The sequence below is a fragment of the Pseudonocardia ailaonensis genome, from assembly GCF_039531635.1.
Taxonomy (GTDB): domain Bacteria; phylum Actinomycetota; class Actinomycetes; order Mycobacteriales; family Pseudonocardiaceae; genus Pseudonocardia; species Pseudonocardia ailaonensis.
Genome location: NZ_BAAAQK010000018.1, coordinates 492,629 through 519,426 on the forward strand (window position 1 = coordinate 492,629; position 26,798 = coordinate 519,426).

The following is a 26,798-nucleotide window of genomic DNA, read 5'->3' on the forward strand; positions in this document are numbered from 1 at the left end:
CGTGCTGATCGGTGAGGTGGCGAGGTGGTCCGGGGTGAGCGCCCGGATGCTCCGGCACTACGAGTCGCTGGGCCTGGTGCGGCCGACGGGGCGCACCGGGTCCGGCTACCGGGAGTACTCCCCCGAGGACATCCGGCGGATCTTCCACGTCGAGAGCCTGCGGTCGCTGGGGCTGTCGTTGCGCGAGGTCGGGAGCGCACTCGACGATCCCGGTTTCGCCCCGGCGGCGCTCGTCGAGAAGCTGGTCACCCGGACCCGGGAGCGGATCACCGCGGAGACGGAGCTGCTCACGCGCCTGCGCCGGATCGGCGCCGCGGAACCCGCGGGCTGGGAGGACGTCCTGGGGATCGTCGCGCTCCTGCAGGACCTCGGCTCGGAGAGCGCCGGGCGGCGCCAGCGGGCGGCGCTCGCCGGCTCGGTCCCGGTCGAGGCGCTCGTCGAGGCGGCACTGAACGAGCCGGACCCGGTCGTCGCCGGGACGCTCCGCTGGGCGCTCACCCGCTCCGGCGGCGGCGCCGCGCTGCTCGCGGAGGGGCTCGCCTCCCCCGCCGCCGAGGTGCGGGAGCGCGCCGTCCGCGCCCTGGCCGAGATGCCCGACGACGAGGCGGGCGGGCTGCTGCGCGGCGCCCTCGCCGACGACGACCCCCGGGTGCGCCGGCCGGCTGCGCTGGCGCTCGGGAGCCGGGGCGTCACGGCGGCCGTCCCGACGCTCGTCACCATGATCGTCGAGGAGACGAACGACGTGGAGGCGGCGGACGCCCTCGCCGTGGTGGCCCGCGATCCCGCCGCGGCGCAGGAGATCGTCGCCGCACTCGTGGGGCAGACCGGGACGGGCGACGCCGGGACCCGCCGGAGGCTCACCCAGTCCCTCGCGGACATCCCCGGCCCGGCGGCCGACCGGGCCCTGGCCGACCTGTCGACGGACCCGGACCGGGGGGTCGCGCTCACCGCGGCGTACGTCCTGGAGCTGAGGAAGGACCGTTGAACGCCTCCGGCCTGCGCCGACCTCGCCCGTCCGCCACCGTCACCGGATGGCCGAGTACGCCGTCAACGACGACGCCGTCTCCCACGCCCGGGAGCTGATCGACGCCCGCCGCTACGTGCTGCGCAGCCGGTGGGGCGACGTCGCGCCCACCGCCGCGGACGGCACGCGCTATCTGAGGAGCCACACCTGGGACGAGTACGGGGCCTGGCACCTCGGCCTCACCGAGGGCGCGAGCGAGGAGACCAAGCGCCGCTACGCCTTCGTCCTCGGCGACTTCCGCCGGATCCACCGGATGGGGATCATCAGCTGCCACTACCGGGCCGCGGAGTGGGGGCACAAGGACGTCGAGCTCGCGGCCCACGACCTGCTGCAGTACCTGGACGACTCCCGGCGGTAGGGCCGGTCCCAGGAGTCGACGGACGGAGCGCCGTCAGACCCTCGTGACCGCGTGCGTGCACCGGATCGCCGAACCCGGATCGCCGTCATCCACAGATCGAGCATATGTTCGAAGAATGGGCTCTGATCAGGTAAGATCGGGTCATGTCCACCGCTGCCCCCGCACCCCCGCGGCCGGCCCCTGCCGTGTCGCGGGGGCAGCGGGTGGCCCGGATGGAACAGCTCGTCGCGCTGCGGAACTCGATCAACGCCGAGATCGCCGAGGAGGTCCGCGCCCTCGCTCGGGACGAAGCCCGAGCCCGGGCCGAGCAGCTGCTCTCCGGGTTGGTCGATCCCGAGCAGATCGAGGCGGCAGTCGTCGGTCGGGTCGCGACGGCACTGGGGGTGTCCCCGACGCGGGGGCGGGAGCAGCTTCGGATCGCCCGGGACCTGCACTCCGGGCTGGATCGCGTTCGGGAGCTCTATGCCGGCGGTGAGGTGGACGAGCGGAAGGTAGCCGCGATCGTCGCCGCCGGGTCCTGGTTGGACACCGACGAACGAGCGCAGCTGGATGCGGAGCTCGCCGCGCACCGGATCAGCCGACTCGGGCTGCGGCGCGTCGGAGACCTGGCCCGGTCCATCGCGGCCCGGATCGCGCCGGAGAAGTTCGCCGAGCGGGCCGCCGCGGCGCGGCGCGGCCGGTACGTGTCGGTCACCCCGGCAGGGGACGGCATGGCCTGGCTGCGGGCGCTCCTCCCCGCCGAGCAGGCGATCCGCTGCCTCGGCGCGCTCCACAAGGCTGTGCAGGAGGAGTTCGTCGGACCCGGCCCGGTCACCCGCGGCCGCTCCCAGATCCTCGCCGACACCCTGGTCGAGCGGGTCACCGGCACCCCTGCCGCCAGCACCGACGTCGAGGTCCAGGTCCTGGTCCCGGTGCAGTCGCTGCTCGACGACGAGTGCGGCCCGTTGCCGGCCGAGATCCCCGGCTTCGGGCCGGTCCCCGCGGACCTGCTCACCGGGAACGGGCGCCGCACCTGGAGACGCCTGATCACCCGCGAGGGGCTGGTCATCGGCGGGGACTCCCGGCGCCGCACCTTCACCGGCCCCCTCGCCGCACGACTACGGATCCGGGACGGCGGCCGGCGCACCGCCCCGCACTGCGATGCCCCGATCCGCCACCTCGACCACATCCACCGCTGGGCCGATGGCGGGGCCACCCGGTTCGACAACGGGCGAGGGTTGTGCGAGTTCCACAACCTCGTCCGCGAGATCCCCGACCCGACCCACCCGGCTAGCGAGGATCTGACGCTCCCTGGCCGCCCGTCGGACACAGGACGCGGTGGCGTGTGCGGAGCCGGCCCGCCGATGGTGCCGGTCGGGGAACCGGCCTGCCCGGACCACGGCAGCACCCTCCGGCCCACAGCCTCCAGAGCCGATCAGGTCGGCCCGGACGCGTCGCCGACATTCCCGGACGAGGCCCCGGAGCGCCGGCGGTAGTGGGCGTTGCGGAGGCGCAGGACGATCGCGGCGAGGAGCGCGGCGACGACGGACGCCAGCACCACACCGATCTTGACGTGGTCGTCCTCCGCACTGCCGGGGCCGAAGGCCAGCTCCCCCACGAGCAGGGACACCGTGAAGCCGATGCCGGCCAACAGGGCCACGCCCAGGACGTCCCACCAGCTCAGGCTCTCGGCCAGCCGGGCCCGGGTCAGCCGCTGGGTCAGCCAGGCGCCGCCCAGGACGCCGATCGCCTTGCCCGCCACCAGCGCGACCGCGACGCCGAGCGCCACCCGGCTGCCCAGCGACGCAGCGAGCCCGCCGGCATCCACGATGGACACGCCGGCGGCGAAGAACGCGAACACAGGTACTGCGATCCCGGCCGAGATCGGGCGGAAGCGGTGCTCGAACGCCTCTGCGAGAGCGGGCTGCCCGGTGGCCTTCCGCGGCAGGGCCGGCACGGTGAAACCGAGCAACACTCCGGCGACCGTGGGGTGCACCCCGGACTCGTGGACCAGCACCCAGGTGAGCACGGCCAGCGGGAGCAGCAGCCACCAGGCGCGGACCCGGCGCTGGACGAGCAACCCGAAGAGCGCCAACGGGACCAGCGCCAGCAGCAGCGGGACCGGGTGCAGCGAGTCCGTGTAGAAGACGGCGATGATCGTGATCGCGAGCAGGTCGTCGACCACGGCGAGGGTCAGTAGGAAGATCCGCAGGGCGACGGGCAGGTGGCGGCCGAGCACGGCCAGCACCGCCAGGGCGAACGCAATGTCCGTGGCGGTCGGGACCGCCCAGCCCACGACTGCCGGCGTGCCCGCGGTGACCAGCACGAAGATCACGGCGGGGACGGCCATGCCGCCCACCGCGGCGATGATCGGGAGCGCGGCCCGGCGCGGATCGCGCAGGTCGCCGGCGACGAACTCACGCTTGAGCTCCACGCCCACGACGAAGAAGAAGATCGCGAGCAGTCCGTCCGCCGCCCACGTCGCGAGGTCGAGCCGCAGTGGCCCCCAGCCCAGCTCGACCGACGACAGCGCGAAGTACGCCCCGCGCCAGGGGGTATTGGCCCACACGAGTGCCAGGACCGCGGCACCGACCAGCAGGACACCGCCGACCGTCTCGGCCCGCAGCACCTCGCCGATCCGCCGGGTCCGCGGCCGGGATCCGCGGCCGAACAAGGGCAGACGGGCGAGAGCGGGACGCACGGGTGGCCTCCGGGGTCGGCGGATCGTCACGCCGACCAGACTTCCCGGCACACCGGCTGCCAGCGTACCGGAGCCGGCCTGCCGGGAGGCGGTCCGGCGGCTAGCGTCACGTCCATGAGCACGACTGTCGAGAAGGCCGCAGAGCTGCGGCGGTTGCACGAGGCGCCCGAGCTGCTGCTCGTCGTCAACGTCTGGGACGCGATCACCACGACCGTCGTGGCGAACACGCCGGGCACGAGGGCGATCGCCACGGCGAGCCACAGCATCGCAGCCTCGCGGGGCTACGAGGACGGCGAGAACATCCCCCGCGACGAGATGATCGCCGAGGTCGGGCTCATCGCCAGGACCGCGGGCGACCTACCCGTCACCGCCGACCTCGAGGCCGGGTACGGGGACGCGGGCGGCACGATCGCGCGGGCGATCGACGTCGGCGTGGTCGGGGCCAACCTCGAGGACCAGTGCAAGCCCATCGCCGACTCGGTCAAGGCCGTGGAGGCGGCCGTGGCCGCCGCCGAGAAGGCCGGGGTGCCCTTCGCGCTCAACGCCCGCACGGACGCGTTCCTGCGCGCCGGCGACCGGGACCCGGAGGAGGTGCTGGCGGACGCGATCGAGCGCGGCCGTGCCTACCTCGCCGCCGGTGCCACCAGCTTCTTCGCGCCCGGCAAGCTCGACGAGACCACGGTCGGGCGGCTCGTCGAGGCCCTCGGGGAGCGGAAGGTGAACCTGATCGGGATCCCCGGCTCGATCTCCCTCGAGGCGGCGCAGCGGCTCGGGGTGGCGCGAGTGTCGTACGGGCCGTGGAGCCAGAACGTGGCCCTCACCGCGCTGGCGTCGCTGGCCGAGGACGTCTACGCGGGCGGCGGGCTGCCCGCCGGCGCCCGCAAGCTCAACTGACCCCTCGTAAGTGGCAATAGCTGCTATGGCGACTATTGCCACTCACGGGCGCTTCTTGGCCAGCTCGGCGCCGAGGACGGCGGAGAGCACGAGCAGGACGCCGAGGACGACCAGCCAGGACAGCAGGATCGTCGCGACGCCGAGCAGGCCGATCCGCTCGGCGGAGCGGGCCACGGCGATCGGGATGACCAGGCTCGACGCCGTGACCAGCAGGGCCTGACCCACGCCCGTCAGGACCGCGCCGGGCAGCAGCGCGCGCCAGCCGATCCGGCCCCGGAGCAGCACGTACTGGATCGGCCACCACAGGATCAGGCCGGTCACCCCGGCCACCACCTGCGCCACCACCGGGCTGCCGAGCAGCCAGCCCAGCAGCGGCGCGAGCAGGACCAGCACCAGGAGCTCCGCGACCAGGGCGGCCGAGGCGAGCAGCCCCCGTCCGTACCCGCGCAGGCCGGTGGGCGGGAGGTCCCACGCGGCGGAGTAGGCGCGCTGCAGCGAGCGCACGAAGCCCAGCACCGAGACCACCAGCAGGATCCAGCCGAGCCAGCTCAGCGAGTGGTCCACCGAGGAGCGGTCGACGAGCTCCTCCAGCGGCCTGGCCGCGGACCGGGAGAAGCCGAGGCCGGTCGCGAGGGCCGCCGCGCTGTCGTCGCCCAGGGTGGAGGACAGCACCAGGACCGCGGGGACCAGCGCGACGAAGGACTGGGAGGCCAGGGCGAGGGCGCGGTCGTAGCCGTCGATGGAGATCATCCGGCGGAACACGCGGACCAGGAGGTGGTCGGCGTAGGGCTCCCACCACACGTCAGGCATGGAGGTAGCACTCGCGGGCCAGGAGGATCCGCTGGATCTCGCCCAGCAGGCCGTCGAGGAACTCGGCGCGGTAGTCGGCATCCGTGATCGTGTAGACGGCGAAGTAGAGGCCGGACAGGGCGCCGATCAGGATGCTGACCTGCAGCAGCTCGTTCGGCAGGCCGACCGGGAAGCCGAACAGGACGCCGGGCGTGGGTGGGTGGCCGACCCACGCCTCGATCACCGCGGGCTCGATCGCGATGCTGCCGAAGAACAGGAACACGGCGAACACCGCGACCGACAGCAGCAGGATCTGCAGGCCCTGGGCCACCACCAGGAGGGCGACGAGGTTCGTGCGCTCCGCGCGGCGCAACGGGTGCCGCGGGCCGAGATCGCCGGGTTCCAGCGCGCCGGCGCGGGCGGCCAGCGGGGTGTTCTCGCAGGCCTCCCGCACGTGGTCGACGCTGTGCGGCACCTCGAGGCGGGCCAGCTCCTTGGGCAGCCGCACCGCGAAGAACACCAGCGTGACGACGGCGAGGAACCCGACCACGCCCCAGAGCCGCGACCGGGGCAGCTCCGCCGACATCTGCCAGGCCTCGGCGTTGATGAACAGGAACGCGACGAGCAGGAGCAGCAGCGGGATCGCGCGCGTCGCGACGGACAGCATGGTGCCGAACCGCAGCACGGCGCGGCGGACCGCCCAGCCGAGCAGCGCACCGAGCCCGCTCAGCGCCAGCGCCAGCCCGACGGCCAGCAGCACCGCCGCCTCCCCGAGGTCGCTCAGCGCCTTGCCGAGGCCGCCGGCGAGCAGGCCGGCCACGAAGTTCAGGAGCAGCGCGGTCCCGACGCCGACCAGCCCCGCGCGGGTGCCGCGCAGGACCTCGCGGGTCCGCCGCAGCCGCAGGAACACGAGCACCGCGACCACGCCGACGGCGATCGCCGCGATCGAGACCACGAAGCTCGCCACGGCCGCCTCGGGAGGGGGGTCCTCGTCGTCGACACCCGGGAGGAAGGCGGCCCAGAGCAGGATGAACAGGGGCGCGTAGACCAGCACGAGGACGGTGAACGGCAGCATCCGGCCGAACGCCGAGTGCCGGGCGCGGACGATCGCGGGCACGCCCTCCCGCAGGAACCAGCGCTCGACCGCGAGGTCCGTCACGATCAGGCCGGGAGCTCGCCGCCGTGGCGGACGCGGTGCCGCAGCTCCCGGTGGTGGTGCGTCTCGTAGCCGACGAGCCCACCCAGCACCACGGCGAGGATCGTGAGCGTGAGCATCGCGGGCAGGTGCGCGACCAGCGGGGTGATCGCCAGCAGCACCACCCCGACGACCACCCGGACCGGGCTGAACGTGTGCACGACGTACCACTTGAAGCCGACGTGCGCGAACAGGTAGAGCACGGCGCCGCCGTAGAGCGCGGCGAGCGGGATGCCGTAGATCGGGTCCGCGAGCGAGTGCCCGTCGCCGCCGCCGATGTAGAGCAGCGCCTTCTTCAGCCCGAGCGACATCAGGATGATGCCGACGACCATCGGCAGGTGCAGGAACGTGTAGCCGCCGGTGGCGAGCTTGATCCGCCGCTCACCGGTCGCCTCGGCCAGGGCGTGCTCGGTGAGCAGCGCGGTGACGTCGAAGTACGCCCACCACATCGCGCCCGCCACGGCCAGGCCCAGCGCGCTCCCGATGATGATCGGCCAGGAGATCGGCAGCTCGGCCACGCCGATGCCGATGGACACGATGGACTCGCCGAGCGCGACGATGATGATCAGCCCGTGCCGCTCGGCGAAGTGGCCGGCCGAGTTGAGCCGCCAGGCGGAGCCGGCGAGCGCGGTGCCCAGGTAGTCGCCCAGGACCGCGGCGATCCACAGCGCCGTCTGTACCCAGCCCTCGGTCTGCGAGGCGATCAGCAGGAGCACGGTGCCGAGCACGACGGACGGGACGAACCGCAGGACCTGGCCGCGCAGCTGCGCGTCCCCCCGGCTGCTGATCCAGAACATGGCCAGATGGACGAGCCGCACACAGAAGTACGCGACGGCGAACACGACCGGGCCGGAGAGGCCGCCGGGCAGGTCGTCGAACGCCTCGGGGATGGTGATCGCGCCGACGAACACCGCCGCCATGGCCACGAACATGCCGATCCGGATCAGGCCCTCGTCCGCCTTCACGACGTTGCCCAGCCACGAGTAGCCGACCCACGACCACCACATGACGATCAGGATCAGCACCCCGCGCAGCACGGCCTCGGCGGAGGGGTCCTCGGCCATCCAGTCCGTGACCCGGGTGAGGGCGAAGACGAACACGAGATCGAAGAAGAGCTCGAGCGTCGTGACGGAGGCGCCCTCCGTCACCGCCTCGATCCGCGTCCGGCGGGGGGTGACCATGGGCGGAATGCTGCCAGATGGATTCCCCAGGGGGTGTCTGGTGGATCCATGCCGAGTCCGCGGGGCTCCAGGTGGATGCCCCGCAAGGCCGAGGAGGGTCCGATCCCGGGGTTGGATCGGGCCCGACGAGAACGTCGCGGGGCGCGGCCTGGGGCCCCGCGGGCCGGCTGGAGATCCACCAGACACCCCCCTAGCGCTCGGCCCGCGCGGCGGCCACCCTGGACGCATGCGACCGAACCGCGTGATGCTGCCCGCAGCGCGCTCGTCGCGGCATCCCGTCCCGAAGCCGGAGAAGGGCACCGCGGTCGACGCGCTGCCGCGTCGGCTGCGCAGCCTGTTCAGCCCCGGTGCGGCGATCGCGACCACCGGGGAGCCGGAGCGGCCGAGCAGCCGTCAGCTCGCGCGAGCGCGGGCGGAGGAGTCGGTCGGGGGCTGGACGGCCCCCGGCGATCTCGAGCCCGTGCGGCCGGACGCCGTGGAGCCGGTCGACCTGGACGGGTGAGGGGTGTGACATCCGGGCCCCGGTGATCGATGTCAGGGCATGGCCCAGGAACGTCGCACGCCCTTCCGCTGGTTCGCCGAGGGTGGGTGGTGGTTCTTCGCCGTCGTGCTGTCGATCGGGATGCTCGTCCCGGTGCCCTTCGTGCACGCCGCGACCCGGCTGCGCACCAGCTGGGCGTGGATCTGGGCGGCCGTCTACACCGCCGTCGAGGTCGGGCTGATAGTCGCGGTGCAGAAGACGGACACGAGCTCCAACAACAGCGCGCTCGGCGGGGTCATGGTGGGTGTCATCGTGATCGCGATCTGCCATCTCGTCGCGCTGCGCAGGCGGGTGTGGGCGACGGCGCCCACGTCGGCATATGGCAGCACGGACCCGGCGGTCGCCGCCGCGATGGCAGCGCGCGCCCGGCGCGAGGAGGCCCGGCGGATCGCAGCGCAGGACCCGGCCCTGGCCCGGGAGCTCAAGATCGGCCGCCCGGACCTGATGCCCCGCACCTACGACGACGGCGGGCTGGTCGACCTCGCCGGCGCCCCGACCCTCTACATCGCGATTGGCTGCGACATCGACCCGGCGATCGCGCACCGGATCGAGGAGGCGCGCCAGGCCCAGCCGCTGACCAGCGTCGACGACGTCTTCGCCTTCACCGACATCCCCTACCCGCTGTGGGACCGGATCCGGGACCGCGGGGTGGTCGTACGGTAGCGATCCACTAAATCTCGATGATGGAGATATTCGCGTAGCCTGGCGGGCATGCCGGATGTGGTGGCGATCAACGCACAGATGACCCGCACGATCCTCGACGGACCGGCGCAGCCCCTCGCCGAGGGCGGCTACGCCCTGCGGGTGCTGCGCAGCACCGGCCGGCGGAGCGGCGCGACCCGCGAGACGCCGCTCGGCGTGCTGCTGCTCGACGGCCGGGAGTACCTCGTCTCCCCCGACCCGACGCGCGCCTGGGTGCACAACCTCCGGGCGGAGCCGGTCGCCGAGATCGCCTCCGCGGACGGGTCCGTGCAGGTCACGGCCGCGCTCGCCGGGCCGGGCGAGACCACGGCCGCGGTCGCCGCCTACCTGCGGGCGGTCACCGTGCCGTGGGCGCTGCGGGCCTTCCCCGTCGGGCCCGACGCCTCCGTGGAGGAGATCGCCGAGCACCTCGACAGCCTCGCGGTCTTCCGGCTGGAACCCCGATGACGCCCGTGCGGGTGGTCGGCGGCGGGCCGGGCGGGATGCTGCTGGCCCATCTCCTCGCCCGCGCCGGCATCCCCGTGACGCTCCTCGAGGCGCACAAGGACTTCGACCGGCGCTTCCGCGGGGACTCGCTGCACCCCTGGACCCTCGAGCTGCTCGACCAGCTCGGGCTGGCGGACGGGCTGCTGGCGCTGCCGCACCATCCGGCGCGATGGTTCCGCTTCCACACCCCTGCCGGCACGCTGACGCCGACCGACTACGGGGCGCTGGACAGCAGGTTCCCGTACGTCGCGCTGATGCCGCAGGCGCGGTTCCTCGACTACCTGGCCTCGGAGTCCCTCCGGTACCCCTCGTTCGAGCTGCGCACGGGCGCGCGGGTGTCCGGGCTGGTCGAGGAGGACGGCGTGGTGACGGGCGTGCGGATCGGCGAGGAGGAGCTGCCGGCCTCGCTGGTGGTCGCCGCGGACGGGCGGTTCTCCAAGGTCCGGAACCTGGCGGGGCTGCCCGCGCGCTCGCTCGGCGCGCAGACGGACATCCTGTGGTTCGAGCTGCCTCACCGAGACACCGATCCGCCGGACGCGGACGTCGACCTCTACTTCGGGGCGGACCACTACGTCGGCCTGCTGGCCGGGCCCGAGAACTGGCAGGTCGGATACTCGCTGCCCAAGGGCGGGTACGCGGCGGCCCGGGCCGCGGGTGTGGAGCCGATCCGGGCGTTCCTGCGCGAGCACGTCGGCTGGCTGGCCGATCGCGCGGACCTGCTCGCCGAGTTCGGGCAGACGACGCTGCTGTCGGTGGAGATCGCGCGCGTCGACACCTGGCACCGGCCGGGGCTCCTGCTGATCGGCGACGCCGCGCACGTGATCTCCCCGGTCGGCGGGAACGGGATCCTCATGGCGCTGCAGGACGCCGTCGCGGCGGCCAACCGGCTGGTCCCGGCGTTGCGGTCCGGTGGGGTGCACGAGACGGACCTGATCGCCGTCCAGGCGGACCGGCAGGCCGGGCGGCCGGAGGCGGTGTTCTTCCCCCGGTCCGCCCTCAAGCCCGTGCAGGCGGCAGCGATGCTGCGCGCCGGCCTCGACCTCGACGGCGAGCTGCTCGCCCTGGCCGCGGCCAGCCACTCCGGCGAGCCCGGGCACCTCGACGGGGCCGCCCGGATCCTCGCCGGCGCCGGGCTCGACGAGGGCTTCCTGCAGAACACCCCGGACCTTCCGCTCGACGCCGACCTGGCCGCGGCCTGGCGGGTGGCCGGCACCCCGCCGTCGTCACTCGCGCAGAACTGCTCCGGGAAGCACGCCGCGATGCTCGCGACCTGCGTGGCCAACGGGTGGGACCTCGCGACCTACCGGGACCCGGGACATCCGCTGCAGCGGGCCGTCCGGGCCCACGTCGAGGCCCTGACCGGCGCGGACGCCACCCACGTGGCCGTCGACGGCTGCGGCGCGCCCCTGTTCTCGACGACGGTGGCGGGCCTGGCCCGGGCGTTCGCCGCGCTCGCCACCGCGGACCCCGGGACGCCCGAGGGCCGGGTCGCCGCGGCGATCCGGGGAAACCCGTGGTGGCTCGGCGGGACCGGACGGCTGCCGACCCGGCTGATCGAGGCCGTGCCCGGGCTGATCGCGAAGGACGGCGCCGAGGGCGTGTTCGCGGCGGCCCTGCCGGACGGGCGGGCCCTGGCCGTCAAGGTCCTGGACGGCAGCCCGCGACCGCTACCGGCGATCGTCGCCGCGGTGCTGGGGACCGTGCCCGAGGAGATCGCGCACGTGCCGGTGCTGGGTCACGGGGTGGAGGTCGGCTCCGTCGAGGCGGTCGGGTCCTCCTCCTGATCGAGGAGCTTCTCGGTGCGGTGCCGGACCACCAGCGCCACGCCCAGCCCGACGAGCACGGCCACGATCAGCCCGATCCAGGAGAAGCGGGAGAGCCACTTCTCGGCGGCGAGCCCGAGGAAGTAGACCGCCGCCGTGGTGCCGCCGGCCCAGGCCAGCGCGCCGCCGACGTTGGCGATCAGGAAGCGCGGGTAGTGCATGCCCAGCGCGCCCGCGAGCGGCCCGGCGAAGATCCGCAGCAGCGCGACGAACCGGCCGACGAACACCGCCCACATGCCCCACCGCGCGAACAGCCGCTCGGCCAGCGCGACGTGCTTGGGCCCGGCGTGCTTCGGGAACCGGCGACCCAGCTTCTCGAACAGCGCGAGCCCGTAGCGGCGGCCGACCAGGTAGCCGATCGAGTCCCCGATCACCGCGCCCGCCACCGCGACCGCACCCACCCCGATCGGGTTCACGGCCAGCTCGTGCTGCGAGGACAGCAGCGCGGCGCTCACGAGCACGATCTCGCCGGGCAGCGGGATCCCGAGGCTCTCCACCCCGACGACGAGGCCGACGATCAGGTACACCGCGATCGGCGGGATCGCCTCCAGGATGCTGTCCACGCTCATGTGTCCAGCGTGCCCGACGGGCCGGGCGGGGTGTCAGGGGGCCACCCACCGGATCCCGCGGGGTGCCCGCACCCGTCCCGGTCCGGTTCGTCCCGCTCCGGCACGCCCCGCCCGACTCACCCCGCTACGGTCGGGGAGGTGCGCCCGACTCCCCGCTCCACCCCGCCCGCGCCGACGCCACACGGGCGACCCAAGTGGCGTTCCCCGGTGCTGGGGGCGCCCCGGCGTCAGCTCGCGGTGGCGGTGCTGGCGGTGGGGCTCCTCGCGGGGTGCTCCGCCGGGACGCCGACCGGGCCGGGGGCGACCACGCCCGCCCGGGCGACCCCTCAGTCCGCCCCGGCTCCCGGCGGCCCGCGCGTGATCACCACCGGCCTCGAGGTGCCGTGGGGTCTGGCCTTCCTCCCCGACGGGTCCGCGCTGGTCACCGAGCGGAAAGCCGCCCGGATCTCGCGGGTCGCGCCGGACGGGAAGGTCACGCCGGTCGGCACCGTCGCCGGCGTCTCCCCGCAGGGCGAGGGCGGGCTGATGGGAATCGCGGTCTCCCCCGGCTACGCGACCGACCGGGCCGTCTACGTCTCCTTCACCGGGGCCGACGACAACCGGGTCGTCCGGCTGACCGCCGCCGCGGACGGGACGATCGACGGGGCCCGCCAGCAGCCCGTCGTCACCGGGATCCCGAAGGGCTCCATCCACAACGGCGGCGCCGTCGCGTTCGGGCCGGACGGGTTCCTCTACGTCGCCACCGGCGAGGCGGGCCGCCGCGATCCCGCCCAGGACCGCGCGGACCTCGGCGGCAAGATCCTCCGGGTGACCACGGACGGGGCGCCGGCGCCCGGCAACCCGTTCGGCACCGCCGTGTACAGCTACGGGCACCGCAACGTCCAGGGCCTGGCCTTCGACCCCCAGGGCCGGCTGTGGGCCACCGAGTTCGGCCAGAACACCTACGACGAGGTCAACCTGATCACGCCCGGCGGGAACTACGGCTGGCCGGTCGTCGAGGGCATCGGGAAGCGGGCGGGCTACACCGATCCGCTGGTCCAGTGGACCACCGACGAGGCCTCGCCGAGCGGGCTCGCGATCGCCGGAGGCTCGCTGTACGTCGCCGCGCTGCGGGGCGCGCGGATCTGGGAGGTGCCGCTCGCCGGTGCCGGTGTCGGCACCCCGCAGGCCCTGGCGCAGGGCGAGTTCGGCCGGATCCGCGGCGCCGCCACCGCCCCGGACGGCCGCTCGGTCTGGTTCACCACCAGCAACCGGGACGGGCGCGGCTCCCCCACCGGCGACGACGACCGGATCCTCGTCCTGCCGGTGGGCTGACCGGCAGCGCGTCCCGCTACCGTTCTCCCGGTGAACACCCGGGTCGGCAGGTACGTACGGATGGTGGCGGTGCCCGGGAGCGGGGCGGCGCTGGCCGAGGGCCTCCTCAAGGTCGCCGAGGGGATGCGCACCGCGCCGGGCTGCGAGCTCTACGTCGTGAACCGGACGCCGGACGAGGAGGACGCCGTCTGGGTCACCGAGGTGTGGTCCGACGAGGCCGCCTCGGACGCGGCCCTCAACCGGGACCTCGGCGAGGCCGGCTTCGGCGAGGTGCTGCCGCTGCTCGCGGGCCCGCCCGAGTTCATCGAGCTCAACCCGGTCGGCGGCCCCGGGCTCAGCTAGCGCCCTCGTCCGCCTTCTTCCTCGACGCCCGCAGCGAGCCCGGGTGGGCCGTGGCCGCGGGGTCGTTGCGGGTCTTGACCAGGCTCGCGACGGTCACGATCACCAGGATGCCGACGATCACGCCGAGGCTCAGCGGGGTCGGGATCTCCGGCACGCCCGGGGCGATGTCGACGTGCAGCCAGTGCAGGATCAGCTTCACGCCGATGAACGCCAGGATCACGGCCAGCCCCGCGGACAGGTAGACGAGCCGGTCCAGCAGGCCCTTCACCAGGAAGAACAGCGCGCGCAGCCCGAGCAGGGCGAACGCGTTGGCGGCGAAGACGATGAACGCCTCGCTGGTCACGCCGAACACCGCGGGGATCGAGTCCAGCGCGAAGAGCAGGTCGATGCCCCCGATGGCGACGAGGACGATGAACAGCGGGGTGGCGAACCGCTTGCCGTCGATCCTCGCGAAGAGCCTGCCGCCGTGGTACTCGTCGGTGACCGGGAAGAGCCGCCGCGCCCCCTTGACCACCGCGTTGTCCTCGACGTCCGGGTCCTCGTCGCGGTGCCGGAACAGCTGCACGGCGGTGAAGAGCAGCAGCAGCCCGAACAGCAGGAACATGAACGAGAAGGCGTTGAGCAGCGTCGCGCCCACGGCGATGAAGATGCCGCGCATGATCAACGCCAGCACGATCCCGAAGGTCAGGACCTTGTGCTGGTGCTCCTCCGGGACCGAGAACGTCGTCATGATGATCACGAAGACGAACAGGTTGTCGACCGAGAGGCTCTTCTCGACGATGTAGCCCGAGAAGTACTCGATGCCGAACTGGGAGCCGGCGAGCATCCAGAAGACGACGCCGAACGCGATCGCGACGGCGATGTAGAAGACCGACCACAGCACGGCCTCGCGGAAGCCGACCCGGTGCGGGCGCGCCGCCGCGACGATCAGGTCCAGCGCGAGCAGCAGGACGATCACGCCGATCGTCGCGGCCCATGCGAGCCCGGAGACCTCGAGCACGGAATCTCCACCCTTCGTCCGGGCCCGGTGCGGGCCTGTCCGGGGCGAGGCTACCGACGAACCGAGTTCCGGACGAATCGGACTCCTGTCACTCCCGTCACCGGACCGGGGTGACCCGACAGGTTCCGGAGACGGCGACGGCGCCGGGCGGCAGGGTCGTGCGGGCGCCGGACCAGGCCGGGTCGGCGGCATGGGCGGTGCTCGCCGCCAGCCACCCGGCGGCCGCGGTGTCGGCCTCGGCGACCAGGAGGTCGCGCGGTCCGGTCCCGGTGGCCCCCAGGTCCACCGGGACGGCTGCCGGCCCGGGATCGGCGCGTACCGGGGCGGCGGCGCCGAGAGTGCCGGCCGGGCGGCTCAGCACCAGCCAGTAGGTGTGACCGGGATCGGGGGCACGGGTGACGGCGATGTCCACGCGGGCCGCGGCGGGCAGGTCCGGGCCGCCGTCCGCGGCCACCACCGCGCGGATCGCGACCCGGGCGGTCGCCGGGGTGTCCGCGCAGCTCAGACCGGGTGCCGACGTGTCCGGGAGCGAGGCTGTGGGATCGGTGCGTCCGAGGACGGTCCCCAGGACGGTGCCGAGCCCGAACAGCACCACGGCACCACCGAGGAGGGCGAGGAGGACGGACCGGCGGAGCCGGCGGGGCTCCGGCGGACCCGGGGCCGGCGGAGCCGGAGCCGGGGCCGGCGGGGGGACGGCCGGGTCCTGCGGGGCGTCGGCGTCAGGCGCGGGGGGCTCGCCCGGGCCCGCCCCGACCTCGACGTCGGGCGCGGCACCGTCGCCGGGCCGCACCGGATCGTCGGCGGGCCGGGCGGGACCGTCGGCAGGCCGCACGCCATCGCCGTCGGGCTGGACGGGACCGTCGGCAGGCCGCACCCCATCGTCGTCGGGCCGCGGGGAACCGTCGATCGGCCGGACCGGGTCCTCGGCAGGCCGGGCCGGGCCGTCGGGGACCTGTGCCGGAGGAGCCGGCCGCCCCACCGCGGGGGCGGGCGCCCGTTCCGCCCCGGCCTCGGGAGCCCCCGGGGCGTCCCCGGCCTCGTCCGGAACCGGAGCGGCACCCTGGTCCGCCGTCCACGCCTCCCGCGCCGAGGCCCAGCGTGGCGCGAAGGGCTCCGGGTCGACTCCGTGGACCACGAGGAAGGCCCGCACCGACTCCCAGCGGGGCAGGGCGGTGCGGCCCGCGTCCGTGCGGCGCGGCCCGAGCATCCGCGAGGAGGTCGCGACCGAGACCGTGACCAGGTCGGGCCGGTCGGCGCGCGCGGCCACGATGGCCTGCTCGACCTGCCGGAGCCGCTCGAACGGCCCCGCGGAGTAGACCTCGCGCAGGGCGCCGACCACCTCGACGACGGCTCCCGGCAGCCCCTCCTGCAGGGGGTCGAGCCCCTGCTGCGGCATCGCGGCACCCCCGCAGAACACGGCCCGCGACCATCGCGGCACCGCTGTTCCACTCGCCCGAACGCCGCACCGGGTTACACAGGGCGACGCCGGACCGTCCCGGACTGCGCCGTGTGGGTCTGCTCAGACCCGCGCCACGGTCACCAGGACTCGAGCCGGAAGTCCGCCGGTAGTGCCGCTCCGTCGTGCCCGAGCAGGGCGAGCACGTCCGCATCCGTGCTGAAACCCGTGGGCCCGGACGGGGAGCCCTCGGGCTCCCCGTCCGAACCCTGCTCGGGTTCGCGACCGTTGTGCCGCATCGCGACCCCTCCCCCCTCGAACGGGGGAATGATCGCCCGGATCAGCCCGCCCGATGTGGCATCCGTGCCACATCCGCGTCGGTCTCCACGAACTCCTCCAACGCCGCCACGTCGAACACCCGGAGCCGGCGCGGGCGTGCCCGGTAGCCGGTGTCGATCAGTCCGCCGGCCTGCAGCCGGGCCAGCTCGAGGCCGACGATCCGCGGCCGCGCGCCCACGAGGTCCGCGATCCAGGGCTGCGACAGCGGCGCGTCGAGGACGACCCCCCGGCCGTCCCCGGACGGGGACCCGAAGTCCCGGGCGTGGTCCACCAGCACCCGGCCGATCCGGGTGGACAGCGAGCCCTGGGAGTAGCGGACCCGGCGGTCCACCAGCGCGCGTGTGCGCGCGGCGACCAGCAACGTCAGGGCGAGCATCACGGTCGGCCGGGCCGCGGTGACCCGCTCGGCGACCGGCCGGGACAGCACCCGCACGCGGACGGGCGTCGTCGCGCGGACGGTGCCGGAGCGCGGCCTGTGGTCGAGGAAGCCGACCCCGCCGAGCACCGAGCCCGGGCCGTCGAAGGCCAGGAACACCTCGGCCCCGTCCGCCGTCGACACGGTCACCGAGACGTAGCCCTCCTCCAGGAGGTACAGCGCGTCCGACGACCCGCCCTGGCTGAGCACCGCCTCGCCGCGGCCCAGACCCACACTGCGGCCCGCGGGCCAGAGCGCCGCCCACGCCTCGGGATCCAGCTGCTCGAGGCCGTGGGTCCGCTGCACCTCCGGGACGGACACCGTCCCCTCACCCCCCGAACCGGACCGACAGCCGTCACGGAAAGTACCGGACCGGAGTCCGAATCGTCCCCCTCCACCACGGCAGTACCGGTGGACGGCAGGCGACGGGAGACCAACAGGGAGACGAACGGTGTCACGGAACCCGGCGCCGATCTCAGCGCGCCCATCCGTAGCTCCGCAGCACCGCCCGCGTCCAGTTCTCCCGCTCCCGTTCCCGCACGGCCGGGTCCATGGAGGGTTCCCATCGCGCGGCCCGGTGCCAGTTGGCGCGCAGGACCTCCGCGTCCGGCCAGTGGCCCACCGCGAGACCGGCCGCGTACGCCGCGCCGAGCGACACCGCCTCCGACCCGAGCGGGCGCTCCACCGGCACGTCCAGCACGTCCGCGACGTACTGCATCAGCAGGTGGTCGGCCGTCATCCCGCCGTCGGCCTTGAGCCGGCTCACCGGGATCCCGGACTCGGCGTTCATCGCGTCGACCACCTCGCGCGTCTGCCATGCGGTGGCCTCCAGCACCGCGCGGGCCAGGTGCCCGCGGGTGATGTAGCTGGTCAGGCCGACGATCACGCCGCGGGCGTCCGGCTGCCAGTGCGGCGCGTAGAGGCCGGAGAAGGCCGGCACGACGTAGCAGCCGCCGTTGTCCGGGACGGTCATCGCCAGCGTCTCGATCTGCGCGGCGGTGCCGATCATGCCCAGGGAGTCCCGGAACCACTGCACCAGCGAGCCGGTGACGGCGATCGACCCCTCGAGCGCGTAGACGGGCGTGTCCCCCATCAGGTACCCGACGGTCGGGATCAGCCCCTGCGCCGATCCCCCGATCCGCGATCCGGTGTTCTTCAGCAGGAACGCGCCGGTGCCGTAGGTGCACTTGACCTCGCCGGGCGAGAAGCAGGTCTGGCCGACGAGCGCGGCCTGCTGGTCCCCGAGCGCGCCGGCGACCGGGACGCCCGGCAGCACCTCGCTGCACACGCCGTAGACCTCGGCGTTGGAGCGGATCTCGGGCAGCATCCGCTCCGGCACGTCGAGCGTCTCCAGCAGCTTGGGCGACCACTCCAGCGTGCGGAGGTCCATCATCATCGTGCGGCTGGCGTTGGTCACGTCCGTGACGTGCACGCCGGGCGGGCCACCGCTCCCACCCGGCCCGCCGGTGAGCCGCCAGATCAGCCAGGACTCCATCGTCCCGAACAGCACGTCGCCGGCCTCGGCGCCCTCGCGCGCCCCGGGCACGTTGTCGAGCAGCCAGCGCAGCCGCGGGCCGGCGAAGTAGGCGGCGGGGCCGAACCCGCTGGTCGCGGAGTAGAGGTCGGTCAGTCCCTGCTCGACCAGATCGGCGACGATCGACCCGGTGCGGGTGTCCTGCCAGGTGATCGCCCTGGCCAGGGGCACGCCGGTGTGCCGGTTCCAGACGAGCGTGGTCTCCCGCTGGTTCGCGATCCCCAGCGCGACGATGTTCTCCGGCCCGAGCCCCGCGCGTTTCAGCGCCTCCGGGACGACGCGGGCGACGTTGCGCCAGATCTCCTCCGCGTCGTGCTCCACCCGGCCGGACTCGGGGTAGTGCTGGCGGTGCTCGCGCTGCGCCACGGCCAGCATCCGCCCCGAGCGCGTGAACAGCAGGCACCGCGTGGACGTCGTCCCCTGGTCGATCGCGGCGACCACCCGTTCCCGCACCCCACCCCCCGATGAGCGAACGGCACTCTCGCTCACACCTACGGAGCGACCGTGCCGTTCGCTCATCGGAGGGATCCGAGCTGCGCCGAGATCTCCCGGCCCGCGTGCTGCAGCTGCTCCGCCTGCGCCCGCCGCGGCTCGCCTCCGCCCCCGAACAGGTCCTCGACGGGCGCCGCGATCCCCAGCGCGGCGACCGTCAGTCCGCCGCCCGAGCGCAGCGGGACCGCCGCCCCGCCGACGCCCGCCTCGTACTCCCCGACGTCCGTCGCCATGCCCCGGGACCGGGCCCCGGCGAGCTGCGCCTCCAGCATCACGACGGTCGTGGCGGTCCGGCCCGTGTAGCGGCGCAGCTCCAGCTCGCGGGGGGCCGGCGTGGCGACCGGCGCGAACGCCAGCAGGCACTTCCCCCACGCCGTGGCGTGCAGCGGCTGCTCCGTGTTGGTGCGCAGCGTCTGCGGCGAGCCGTCCGGGCGGAACACGTGGTGGACCACGATCGCCGCCGCCAGATCGGGCACCGCGAGGAACACCGCGCACCCTGACGATCCGGCCAGGGCGTCCGCCCAGTTCATCGCCCGGGCGCGCAGGTCGTGGCGGTCCCAGCCGGTCCCCAGCCGGCGCAGCCCCGCGCCCGGCCGGTAGTGCGAGGTGGCGCGGTCCTGGTCCACGAGCCCCTCCTCGCGCAGCGTCCGCACCAGGCCGTGCACCGTGGGTCGGGGCAGGTCGAGGGCGGCCGCCAGCTCCGCGAGGGCCAGCGGACGACCGGCGCCACCGAGGAGCCGCAGGATCGCCGCCGCCCGTTCCACGGACTGGATCGGTCCCGGCACGCGACCGAGCGTACGACCGTGTGACGTGGTCGTCAGGATCAGTTCGACATGGTCGAACGCCGCACGTTGTCGCGGGGCACGGTGGTTCCTAGCTTCGGACACCGTCCGCTCTCCCGTTCTCCGACGGGCAGACACCCACCGGAAGGAGAGTTCAGTGCGGAACTCCTACCTCGGCGAGCTGAGCGCCGAGTTCGCCGGGACGATGATCCTGATCCTGTTCGGCAACGGCGTCGTGGCGCAGGTGGTCACGGCGACGAAGGACAGTCCTCTGGGCGACCACGACTCGATCGCGTGGGCCTGGGGCCTCGGCGTGACGCTCGGCGTCTACGTCGCGGGACGGATCTCCGGCGCCCACCTCAATCCCGCCGTCACCGTGGCACTGGCCGCCTACCAGGGCTTCCCCTGGCGCAAGGTGCTGCCGTACGTGGCGGCCCAGACCCTCGGCGCGTTCGTCGCCGCGCTGATCGTCCGGGTCACCTACTCGGATCTGATCAACCGGATGGATCCGGGCCACACGATCAAGACCCAGGGCATCTTCTCGACGTTGCCGGGCAACGGCGGGGACGGCGTCGGCATCCCGACGGCCTTCCTCGACCAGATCATCGGTACCGCGATCCTGGTGTTCGTGATCTTCGCGCTCACGAACACGCGCAACAACCCGCCGCTGTCGAACCTGGCCCCGGTGTGCGTCGGCCTGCTGGTCGTCGCGATCGGCATGGCGTGGGGCGCCAACGCCGGGTACGCGATCAACCCGGCCCGTGACTTCGGGCCGCGCCTCGCCTCGTTCGTCACCGGGTACGGGACGGCGTTCCTCGACCAGAACGGTGATCAATACTGGTGGTTGCCCATCGTCGCGCCGGTCATCGGCGCACTGGTGGGTGGCGCGCTGTTCAAGGTGCTGATCGACCGCTACCTGCTGGCGGACGACAGCGAGCCCCAGCCCGTGGGCCGCGAGCCCGTGACCGAGCACAAGGGAGAGAGCTGATGGCGGAATACGTCGGCGCGGTCGACCAGGGGACCACGAGCTCCCGCTTCATGATCTTCGACCACGGCGGCAACGAGGTGGGCCGCCACCAGCTCGAGCACGAGCAGATCCTGCCGCAGGCCGGCTGGGTCGAGCACAATCCCGTCGAGATCTGGGAGCGCACCTCCTCGGTGATCCAGACGGGCCTGAACAAGACCGGCCTCAAGGCCTCCGACCTGGCCGCGCTGGGCATCACCAACCAGCGCGAGACGGCCGTGGTGTGGGACCGGACCACCGGGCGTCCCCTCTACAACGCCATCGTCTGGCAGGACACGCGGACGGACCGGATCGCGTCCAAGCTGGAGCGCGACGGCCACGGCGACACCATCCGCCGCAAGGCCGGCCTCCCACCGGCGACCTACTTCTCCGGCGGCAAGATCCAGTGGATCCTGGAGAACGTCGACGGCGCCCGCGAGGCGGCGGAGCGCGGGGACGCGATCTTCGGCAACACGGACAGCTGGCTGGTGTGGAACCTGACCGGCGGGGTGAACGGCGGCGTGCACGTCACGGACGTCACCAACGCCAGCCGCACGATGCTCATGGACCTGGAGACCCTCGACTGGGACGACGAGCTGCTCGCCCTGTTCGACATCCCCCGGTCGATGCTGCCCGAGATCCGCTCGTCGAGCTCGCCCACCCCCTACGGGACGACGCTGGCGAACGGGCCCCTCGGCGGCGAGGTGCCGCTCACCGGCATCCTCGGCGACCAGCAGGCGGCCATGGTGGGGCAGGTCTGCCTGGCGCCCGGCGAGGCCAAGAACACCTACGGCACCGGCAACTTCATGCTGCTCAACACCGGTACGGACCTGGTCCGCTCGGAGTCCGGGCTGCTGACGACGGTCTGTTACAAGTTCGGCGACGATCCCGCGGTGTACGCCCTGGAGGGCTCGATCGCGGTCACCGGCTCGGCCGTGCAGTGGCTGCGCGACCAGCTGGGGATCATCTCCGGGGCCTCGGAGTCGGAGTCGCTGGCCCGCCAGGTCGAGGACAACGGCGGCGTGTACTTCGTGCCCGCGTTCTCGGGCCTGTTCGCCCCGTACTGGCGCAGCGACGCCCGCGGCGCGATCGTCGGGCTGTCCCGGTTCAACACCAACGCCCACCTGGCCAGGGCCACGCTGGAGGCGATCTGCTACCAGAGCCGGGACGTGGCCGACGCGATGGCGAAGGACTCCGGGGTGAACCTCGACGTCCTCAAGGTCGACGGCGGCATCACCGCCAACGAGCTGTGCATGCAGATCCAGGCGGACGTCCTCGGCATCCCGGTCTCGCGCCCGGTCGTGGCGGAGACCACCGCATTGGGTGCCGCCTACGCGGCCGGCCTGGCCGTCGGGTTCTGGAAGTCTCCGGACGAGCTCCGCGAGAACTGGAACGAGTCGAAGCGCTGGACGCCCGAGTGGACGAGTGAGCAGCGTGACACCGCGTACGCCCGGTGGCAGAAGGCGGTCGAGCGGACGCTGGACTGGGTGGACGTCGACTGAGCGACGCCTGCGGAGCGGACCATCGGCCGATGGTTCGCTCCGTCGGCTCCTCCCACCAGTTCGTCCCGTCACCGAAGGGAACACCATGAAGACCGTCGCGCTCTCCCCGGAGGCCCGTGCCCGGGCTCTGTCGGACATGGCGTCCGGAGAGCTCGACGTCCTCGTCGTCGGGGGCGGTGTCGTGGGCAGCGGGTCCGCCCTCGACGCCGCCACCCGCGGCCTGCGCGTGGGCCTGGTCGAGGCCCGGGACTTCGCCGCGGGGACCTCGTCGCGCTCGTCCAAGCTGATCCACGGCGGGCTGCGGTACCTGGAGATGCTGGACTTCCGCCTGGTCGCGGAGGCCCTGCAGGAGCGGGGGCTGCTGATCCAGAAGATCGCGCCGCACCTCGTGCACCCGGTGCCGTTCGTGTACCCGCTCAAGCACCGCGGCTGGGAACGCCTCTACGCCGGCTCCGGCGTGGCGCTCTACGACACCCTCGGGCTGCTCTCCGGGCAGGCCCGCGGCGTGCCGCACCACCGGCACCTGACCCGCCGCGGCGCGCGCAAGATCGTCCCTTCGCTGCGCAAGGACGCCCTGGTCGGCGCCCTGCAGTACTACGACGCCCAGGTCGACGACGCCCGGCACACGATGTTCGTCGCCCGCACGGCGGCCGCGTGGGGCGCCCATGTGGCCACGCGGGCCCGGGTGGTCGGCCTGCTCAAGGAGGCCGGCCGGGTGGTCGGCGCCGAGGTCCACGACCTGGAGACGGGCGAGACGATCAAGGTCCGGGCCAAGCAGGTCATCAACGCCACCGGCGTGTGGACGGACGAGACCCAGGGTCTCGCCGGCGAGCGCGGGCGCTTCCACGTCCGCGCCTCCAAGGGCATCCACCTGGTCGTCCCGCGGGACCGGATCCGCTCGGAGTCCGGGCTGATCCTGCGCACCGAGAAGTCCGTGCTGTTCGTCATCCCGTGGGGGCGGCACTGGATCATCGGGACCACGGACACGGACTGGGACCTCGACAAGGCCCATCCGGCCGCGTCGAAGGCGGACATCGACTACCTGCTCGAGCACGTCAACGCGGTGCTGGAGCAGCCGCTCACCCACGAGGACGTCGAGGGCGTCTACGCGGGGCTGCGGCCGCTGCTGGCCGGGGAGTCGGAGTCCACGTCGAAGCTCTCCCGCGAGCACGCCGTCGCCACCCCGGTCCCGGGGCTGGTCGTGGTGGCCGGCGGGAAGTACACGACCTACCGGGTGATGGCCAAGGACGCCGTCGACGCGGCAGTGCACGGTCTCGACGCCAAGGTCCCCGAGTCCGCGACGAAGAACGTCCCGCTGCTCGGGGCGGACGGCTGGGAGGCGCTGCAGAACTCGGTGCACCTGATCGCCGAGCGCTGGGACGTCCACCCGGCCCGCATCGAGTACCTGCTCGGCCGGTACGGCTCGCTGATCGACGAGGTGCTGGGCCTGTCCGAACAGGACAAGTCACTGCTCGAACCCCTGGAAGGGGCGCCGGACCACATCCGCGCCGAGGTCGTCTACGCGGCCTCGCACGAGGGCGCGATGCACCTCGACGACATCCTCACCCGCCGGATGCGCACCAGCATCGAGACCTTCGACCGCGGCCTCGGCGCGGCGCAGGAGGTGGCGGACCTGGTCGCTCCCGTCCTGGGCTGGACGGAGGAGCAGAAGGCCAAGGAGGTCGAGCACTACCGGGGCCGGGTCGCCGCGGAACGGGAGAGCCAGACCATGCCCGACGACGCCACCGCCGACAGCGCCCGCATGGGCGCCCCGGACGTCGTCCCCGTCGCGTAGCCGCGCGGGGCCGGTCGCCGCCGACCTCGTGAGTGGCAATAGTCGCTGGAGCGACTATTGCCACTCACGGGTCGGGTGGGGTCGGATGTGACCATGAGTCCTGTGATCGTCATCGCGACCATCTCCCCCGCTCCCGGCCACGAGCAGGCCGTCCGGGACGTCCTGCTCGAGGCGATCCCGAAGGTGCACGCCGAGCCCGGCTGCGTGCAGTACGCCCTGCACGAGGCCATCGGGGACTCCACGGACCTGGTGTTCGTCGAGAAGTGGGAGTCGATCGACGCCCTGCGCGTGCACGGCAAGGCGCCGGCGCTCGCCGAGGCCGGCCCCAAGCTCGCGGACAAGCTGGCCAAGCCAATGGACGTCCGCCGGCTGACCGCGATCCCCGCCGGCACCCCGGAGCAGGGCGAGATCTGACCCGGGAGCACCATCGGGCGGTGCCCGTTCCGAACAGCAGCAGCACGGCCACCACGCTCGTCGGTCTCGACGACGTCCGCGCGGCCGCCGAGTCCATCGCCGGCCACGTCGTGCGGACCCCCACGGTGTCGAGCCCCGGCCTGTCCGCGCTGCTCGGCGTCCCCGTCACGGCGAAGCTGGAGCTGTTGCAGCGCACCGGGTCCTTCAAGGCCCGCGGGGCCGCGGCCAAGCTGTTGTCGCTGACCCCGGCCGAGCGCTCGGCCGGGGTCGTCGCCGTCAGCGGCGGGAACCACGGGATCGCCGTGGCCGAGATGGCCGCCGCGCTCGGGGTCGACGCCGCCGTCGTCATGCCCGAGGCCGCCTCGCCCGCGACGGTCGCCGCCTGCCGCGCCACCGGCTCGGACGTCCGGCTCACCCCGGACATCGCCGGCGCCTTCGCGCTGGCGGCGGAGCTGCAGGCGGCCGGGCGCACGATGGTGCACCCCTTCGACGATCCGGTCGTGGTCGCCGCGCAGGGCACCGTTGGGCTCGAGCTCGACGCCGACGCCCCCGCCGACCTCACGGACGTCCTGGTCAGCGTGGGTGGCGGCGGCCTGATCTCCGGGGTGGCCGCGGCCCTGCGCGCCCGCCGCCCCGACGTCCGGATCTGGGGTGTGGAGACCACCGGCGCCGAGGCGATGTCCGCCGCGCTCGCCGCCGGCGGGCCGACGCCCGTCGCCCTCTCCTCGATCGTCACCTCGCTGAGCGCGCCGTCGGCCTCGCGCCTGACCTACGACCACGTGGTCGCCCTGGTCCAGGAGATCCTCGTGGTGAGCGACGACGAGGCCGTCCAGGGCAGCAAGGACCTCGCGAACCACGCCAAGGTCTGGGCCGAGCCCGCCGCCGGCTGCCTGCTCCCCGCCGCCCGCCGCATCCTCGCCCGTACCGGCCCCGACACCCGCCTCGGCCTCGTGATCTGCGGCGGCAACGCCACCCTCCCCCTGTGACTGCTCACCGGCCCTGCTGAGCTGCGGAAACAATCCCGGCCGCGGCAGGGTTGAGAGCGGCGTGGACGTGGTGGTGATCGGTGCCGGGCAGGCGGGCCTGTCGACCGCGTACGGCCTGCGCCGCGCCGGGCTGGACTTCGTGGTGCTCGACGCCGAGGAGGCGCCCGGCGGGGCCTGGCGGCACCGCTGGGACAGCCTGCGGGTCTCCGGCGACGCGTTCGCGGCACACCGGATCCACTCGCTGCCCGGGCTGGAGTTCGCGCCGGAGGATCCCTCGCGGCCGGCGAACGAGGTCGTCCCCGAGTACTTCGCGGCCTACGAGAAGACCTTCGCCCTCCCCGTCGAACGGCCGGTGCGGGTGACCGCGGTGCGGTCGGCCGGGGAGCTGCTGGCGGTCGAGACCGATCGTGAGGCTTGGACGACGAGGGCCCTGGTCAACGCCACCGGCACGTGGACGCATCCGTTCGTCCCCAGCTACCCGGGCGCCGCCGTGTTCCGTGGCCGCCAGCTCCACGCCGTCGACTTCCCGGGCGCCGAGGCCTTCCGCGGACAGCGGGTCGTGGTGATCGGTGGGGGGACGTCCGCGGTGCAGTTCCTGCTCCAGCTCGCGCCCGTCGCCGCCGCGACGACATGGGTGACGCGGACCCCGCCGCGCTGGCGGGAGGGCCCGTTCGACTCCGATGCCGGCCGGGCCGCCGTCGCACTCGTCGAGGAACGGGTGCGGAAGGGTCTCCCGCCGCGTCCCGTGGTGAGCGTGACGGGCCTCCCCCTGACGCCGGCCTACCGCGAGGCGATCGACGCGGGGATCCTCGACCGGCGGCCGATGTTCTCCCGGATCACTCCGGACGGCGTGGAGTGGGCCGACGGCACCCGCGAGCCGGCCGACGTGCTGCTCTGGGCGACGGGCTTCCGGCCGGCGATCGGCCACCTGGCCCCGCTGCACCTGCGCTCCCCCGAGGGCGGTATCGCCCTCGACGGCACCCGCGCGGTCCTCGACCCCCGCGTGCACCTCGTGGGCTACGGCCCCAGCGCGAGCACGATCGGCGCCAACCGGGCGGGCCGGGCCGCGGCCCACGAGCTCGCGGAGTACCTCCGCCCCGCCGCCGCCTGACCGCCCCGCCGCCTGACCGCGCCGCCTCCGCTGCCCCACCTGCCGAGACCCCGTCGACATGATCATCAGGACCTCACGGCACCGTCCGCCGCACCTCGCACCCCGTCAGCATGATCATCAGACCCTGGGTG

At 73.7% G+C, this 26,798-nt stretch carries 27 protein-coding genes; 16 read left to right on the plus strand and 11 right to left on the minus strand.

All coding sequences use genetic code 11. The features are described 5' to 3' along the window. Position 1: 1 nt before the first annotated feature. The 3 genes from ABD324_RS24560 to ABD324_RS24570 all read left to right on the plus strand — a co-directional run bounded on the left by ABD324_RS24560 (position 2) and on the right by ABD324_RS24570 (position 2,857). On the plus strand, positions 2-985 hold the full coding sequence (locus ABD324_RS24560) for a HEAT repeat domain-containing protein (protein WP_344421556.1): 984 nt from the start codon (positions 2-4) through the stop codon (positions 983-985). A gap of 46 nt (positions 986-1,031) precedes the next feature. After that, positions 1,032-1,382: a hypothetical protein gene (locus ABD324_RS24565; RefSeq protein WP_344421559.1), complete on the plus strand. Its 351-nt coding sequence runs from the start codon at positions 1,032-1,034 to the stop codon at positions 1,380-1,382. Between the two features lie 143 nt (positions 1,383-1,525). Further along, positions 1,526-2,857: an HNH endonuclease gene (locus tag ABD324_RS24570; protein ID WP_344421562.1), complete on the plus strand. Its 1,332-nt coding sequence runs from the start codon at positions 1,526-1,528 to the stop codon at positions 2,855-2,857. On the opposite strand, the gene nhaA is transcribed toward ABD324_RS24570, so the two are convergent. After that, complete coding sequence (nhaA, locus tag ABD324_RS24575) at positions 2,797-4,062, minus strand: Na+/H+ antiporter NhaA (RefSeq protein WP_344421565.1); 1,266 nt, start codon at positions 4,060-4,062, stop codon at positions 2,797-2,799. The two genes, ABD324_RS24570 and nhaA, sit on opposite strands and share 61 nt — an antisense overlap. A 114-nt stretch (positions 4,063-4,176) precedes the next feature. Between nhaA and ABD324_RS24580 the strand changes: the two genes are divergently transcribed. Next, positions 4,177-4,956 carry an isocitrate lyase/PEP mutase family protein gene (locus ABD324_RS24580; protein ID WP_344421567.1) on the plus strand — a complete coding sequence of 260 codons (780 nt, stop codon included), beginning with the start codon at positions 4,177-4,179 and terminating at the stop codon, positions 4,954-4,956. Between the two features lie 42 nt (positions 4,957-4,998). Here ABD324_RS24580 and ABD324_RS24585 read toward each other — a convergent pair whose 3' ends face one another. Genes ABD324_RS24585 through ABD324_RS24595 form a run of 3 tightly spaced genes read right to left on the minus strand, consistent with a single transcriptional unit; the run spans position 4,999 to position 8,121 of the window. After that, a complete protein-coding gene (locus ABD324_RS24585) occupies positions 4,999-5,766 on the minus strand; it encodes a YhjD/YihY/BrkB family envelope integrity protein (RefSeq protein ID WP_344421569.1) in 768 nt (255 codons plus the stop codon). Then, positions 5,759-6,904 carry a hypothetical protein gene (locus ABD324_RS24590; RefSeq protein ID WP_344421571.1) on the minus strand — a complete coding sequence of 382 codons (1,146 nt, stop codon included), beginning with the start codon at positions 6,902-6,904 and terminating at the stop codon, positions 5,759-5,761. Before ABD324_RS24590 ends, ABD324_RS24585 begins: the two co-directional genes overlap by 8 nt. Before the next feature lie 2 nt (positions 6,905-6,906). Further along, complete coding sequence (locus ABD324_RS24595; protein WP_344421573.1) at positions 6,907-8,121, minus strand: low temperature requirement protein A; 1,215 nt, start codon at positions 8,119-8,121, stop codon at positions 6,907-6,909. A gap of 226 nt (positions 8,122-8,347) precedes the next feature. On the opposite strand from ABD324_RS24595, the gene ABD324_RS24600 reads away from it, so the two are divergent. The 4 genes from ABD324_RS24600 to ABD324_RS24615 are packed head-to-tail and all read left to right on the plus strand — an operon-like array spanning position 8,348 to position 11,634. Further along, a complete protein-coding gene (locus ABD324_RS24600; protein WP_344421575.1) occupies positions 8,348-8,623 on the plus strand; it encodes a hypothetical protein in 276 nt (91 codons plus the stop codon). A gap of 39 nt (positions 8,624-8,662) precedes the next feature. After that, on the plus strand, positions 8,663-9,325 hold the full coding sequence (locus tag ABD324_RS24605) for a hypothetical protein (RefSeq protein ID WP_344421579.1): 663 nt from the start codon (positions 8,663-8,665) through the stop codon (positions 9,323-9,325). Positions 9,326-9,373: 48 nt separating this feature from the next. Next, complete coding sequence (locus ABD324_RS24610; RefSeq protein ID WP_344421582.1) at positions 9,374-9,811, plus strand: nitroreductase/quinone reductase family protein; 438 nt, start codon at positions 9,374-9,376, stop codon at positions 9,809-9,811. Next, positions 9,808-11,634 (plus strand): asparaginase, encoded by a 1,827-nt coding sequence (locus tag ABD324_RS24615; protein ID WP_344421585.1) that lies wholly within the window; start codon positions 9,808-9,810, stop codon positions 11,632-11,634. Before ABD324_RS24610 ends, ABD324_RS24615 begins: the two co-directional genes overlap by 4 nt. On the opposite strand, the gene ABD324_RS24620 is transcribed toward ABD324_RS24615, so the two are convergent. Beyond that, positions 11,586-12,242 carry a DedA family protein gene (locus ABD324_RS24620; RefSeq protein WP_344421588.1) on the minus strand — a complete coding sequence of 219 codons (657 nt, stop codon included), beginning with the start codon at positions 12,240-12,242 and terminating at the stop codon, positions 11,586-11,588. The genes ABD324_RS24615 and ABD324_RS24620 overlap by 49 nt on opposite strands. A 207-nt stretch (positions 12,243-12,449) precedes the next feature. Here ABD324_RS24620 and ABD324_RS24625 point away from each other — a divergent pair, with 207 nt between their 5' ends. Both ABD324_RS24625 and ABD324_RS24630 read left to right on the plus strand, forming a co-directional pair. After that, on the plus strand, positions 12,450-13,556 hold the full coding sequence (locus ABD324_RS24625) for a PQQ-dependent sugar dehydrogenase (RefSeq protein WP_344421591.1): 1,107 nt from the start codon (positions 12,450-12,452) through the stop codon (positions 13,554-13,556). Positions 13,557-13,586: 30 nt separating this feature from the next. After that, a complete protein-coding gene (locus tag ABD324_RS24630) occupies positions 13,587-13,898 on the plus strand; it encodes a putative quinol monooxygenase (RefSeq protein WP_344421594.1) in 312 nt (103 codons plus the stop codon). Here the strand turns inward: ABD324_RS24630 and ABD324_RS24635 are convergent. The 6 genes from ABD324_RS24635 to ABD324_RS24660 form a co-directional block, all read right to left on the minus strand. Next, positions 13,891-14,898, minus strand: a complete 1,008-nt coding sequence (locus ABD324_RS24635; protein ID WP_344421597.1) for a TerC family protein — start codon at positions 14,896-14,898, stop codon at positions 13,891-13,893. The two genes, ABD324_RS24630 and ABD324_RS24635, sit on opposite strands and share 8 nt — an antisense overlap. A gap of 97 nt (positions 14,899-14,995) precedes the next feature. Next, complete coding sequence (locus ABD324_RS24640) at positions 14,996-16,294, minus strand: hypothetical protein (RefSeq protein ID WP_344421600.1); 1,299 nt, start codon at positions 16,292-16,294, stop codon at positions 14,996-14,998. Positions 16,295-16,434: 140 nt separating this feature from the next. Continuing rightward, complete coding sequence (locus ABD324_RS24645) at positions 16,435-16,593, minus strand: hypothetical protein (RefSeq protein ID WP_344421603.1); 159 nt, start codon at positions 16,591-16,593, stop codon at positions 16,435-16,437. A gap of 41 nt (positions 16,594-16,634) precedes the next feature. Then, positions 16,635-17,369, minus strand: a complete 735-nt coding sequence (locus ABD324_RS24650) for a Crp/Fnr family transcriptional regulator (RefSeq protein WP_344421606.1) — start codon at positions 17,367-17,369, stop codon at positions 16,635-16,637. A gap of 154 nt (positions 17,370-17,523) precedes the next feature. Further along, entirely contained in the window at positions 17,524-19,035 is a 1,512-nt protein-coding gene (gene glpK, locus ABD324_RS24655; RefSeq protein WP_344421609.1) for a glycerol kinase GlpK, read from the minus strand. A gap of 62 nt (positions 19,036-19,097) precedes the next feature. Beyond that, entirely contained in the window at positions 19,098-19,859 is a 762-nt protein-coding gene (locus ABD324_RS24660) for an IclR family transcriptional regulator (protein WP_344421611.1), read from the minus strand. 154 nt (positions 19,860-20,013) lie between these two features. Here ABD324_RS24660 and ABD324_RS24665 point away from each other — a divergent pair, with 154 nt between their 5' ends. The 6 genes from ABD324_RS24665 (at position 20,014) to ABD324_RS24690 (ending at position 26,667) form a co-directional block, all read left to right on the plus strand. Further along, on the plus strand, positions 20,014-20,844 hold the full coding sequence (locus ABD324_RS24665; protein ID WP_344421613.1) for an MIP/aquaporin family protein: 831 nt from the start codon (positions 20,014-20,016) through the stop codon (positions 20,842-20,844). Further along, positions 20,844-22,361 (plus strand): glycerol kinase GlpK, encoded by a 1,518-nt coding sequence (gene glpK / locus ABD324_RS24670; RefSeq protein ID WP_344421616.1) that lies wholly within the window; start codon positions 20,844-20,846, stop codon positions 22,359-22,361. Before ABD324_RS24665 ends, glpK (ABD324_RS24670) begins: the two co-directional genes overlap by 1 nt. 85 nt (positions 22,362-22,446) lie before the next feature. Then, positions 22,447-24,156 (plus strand): glycerol-3-phosphate dehydrogenase/oxidase, encoded by a 1,710-nt coding sequence (locus tag ABD324_RS24675; protein ID WP_425565893.1) that lies wholly within the window; start codon positions 22,447-22,449, stop codon positions 24,154-24,156. A 93-nt stretch (positions 24,157-24,249) separates the two neighbouring features. After that, the gene (locus tag ABD324_RS24680) at positions 24,250-24,570 is read left to right on the plus strand and encodes a putative quinol monooxygenase (protein WP_344421619.1); all 321 of its coding nucleotides are present in this window, start codon (positions 24,250-24,252) and stop codon (positions 24,568-24,570) included. Between the two features lie 20 nt (positions 24,571-24,590). Next, positions 24,591-25,556, plus strand: coding sequence for a threonine/serine dehydratase family protein (locus ABD324_RS24685; RefSeq protein ID WP_344421621.1), 966 nt, complete (start codon positions 24,591-24,593; stop codon positions 25,554-25,556). A 61-nt stretch (positions 25,557-25,617) separates the two neighbouring features. Further along, positions 25,618-26,667, plus strand: a complete 1,050-nt coding sequence (locus tag ABD324_RS24690) for an FAD-dependent oxidoreductase (protein WP_344421624.1) — start codon at positions 25,618-25,620, stop codon at positions 26,665-26,667. Positions 26,668-26,798 lie beyond the last annotated feature (131 nt).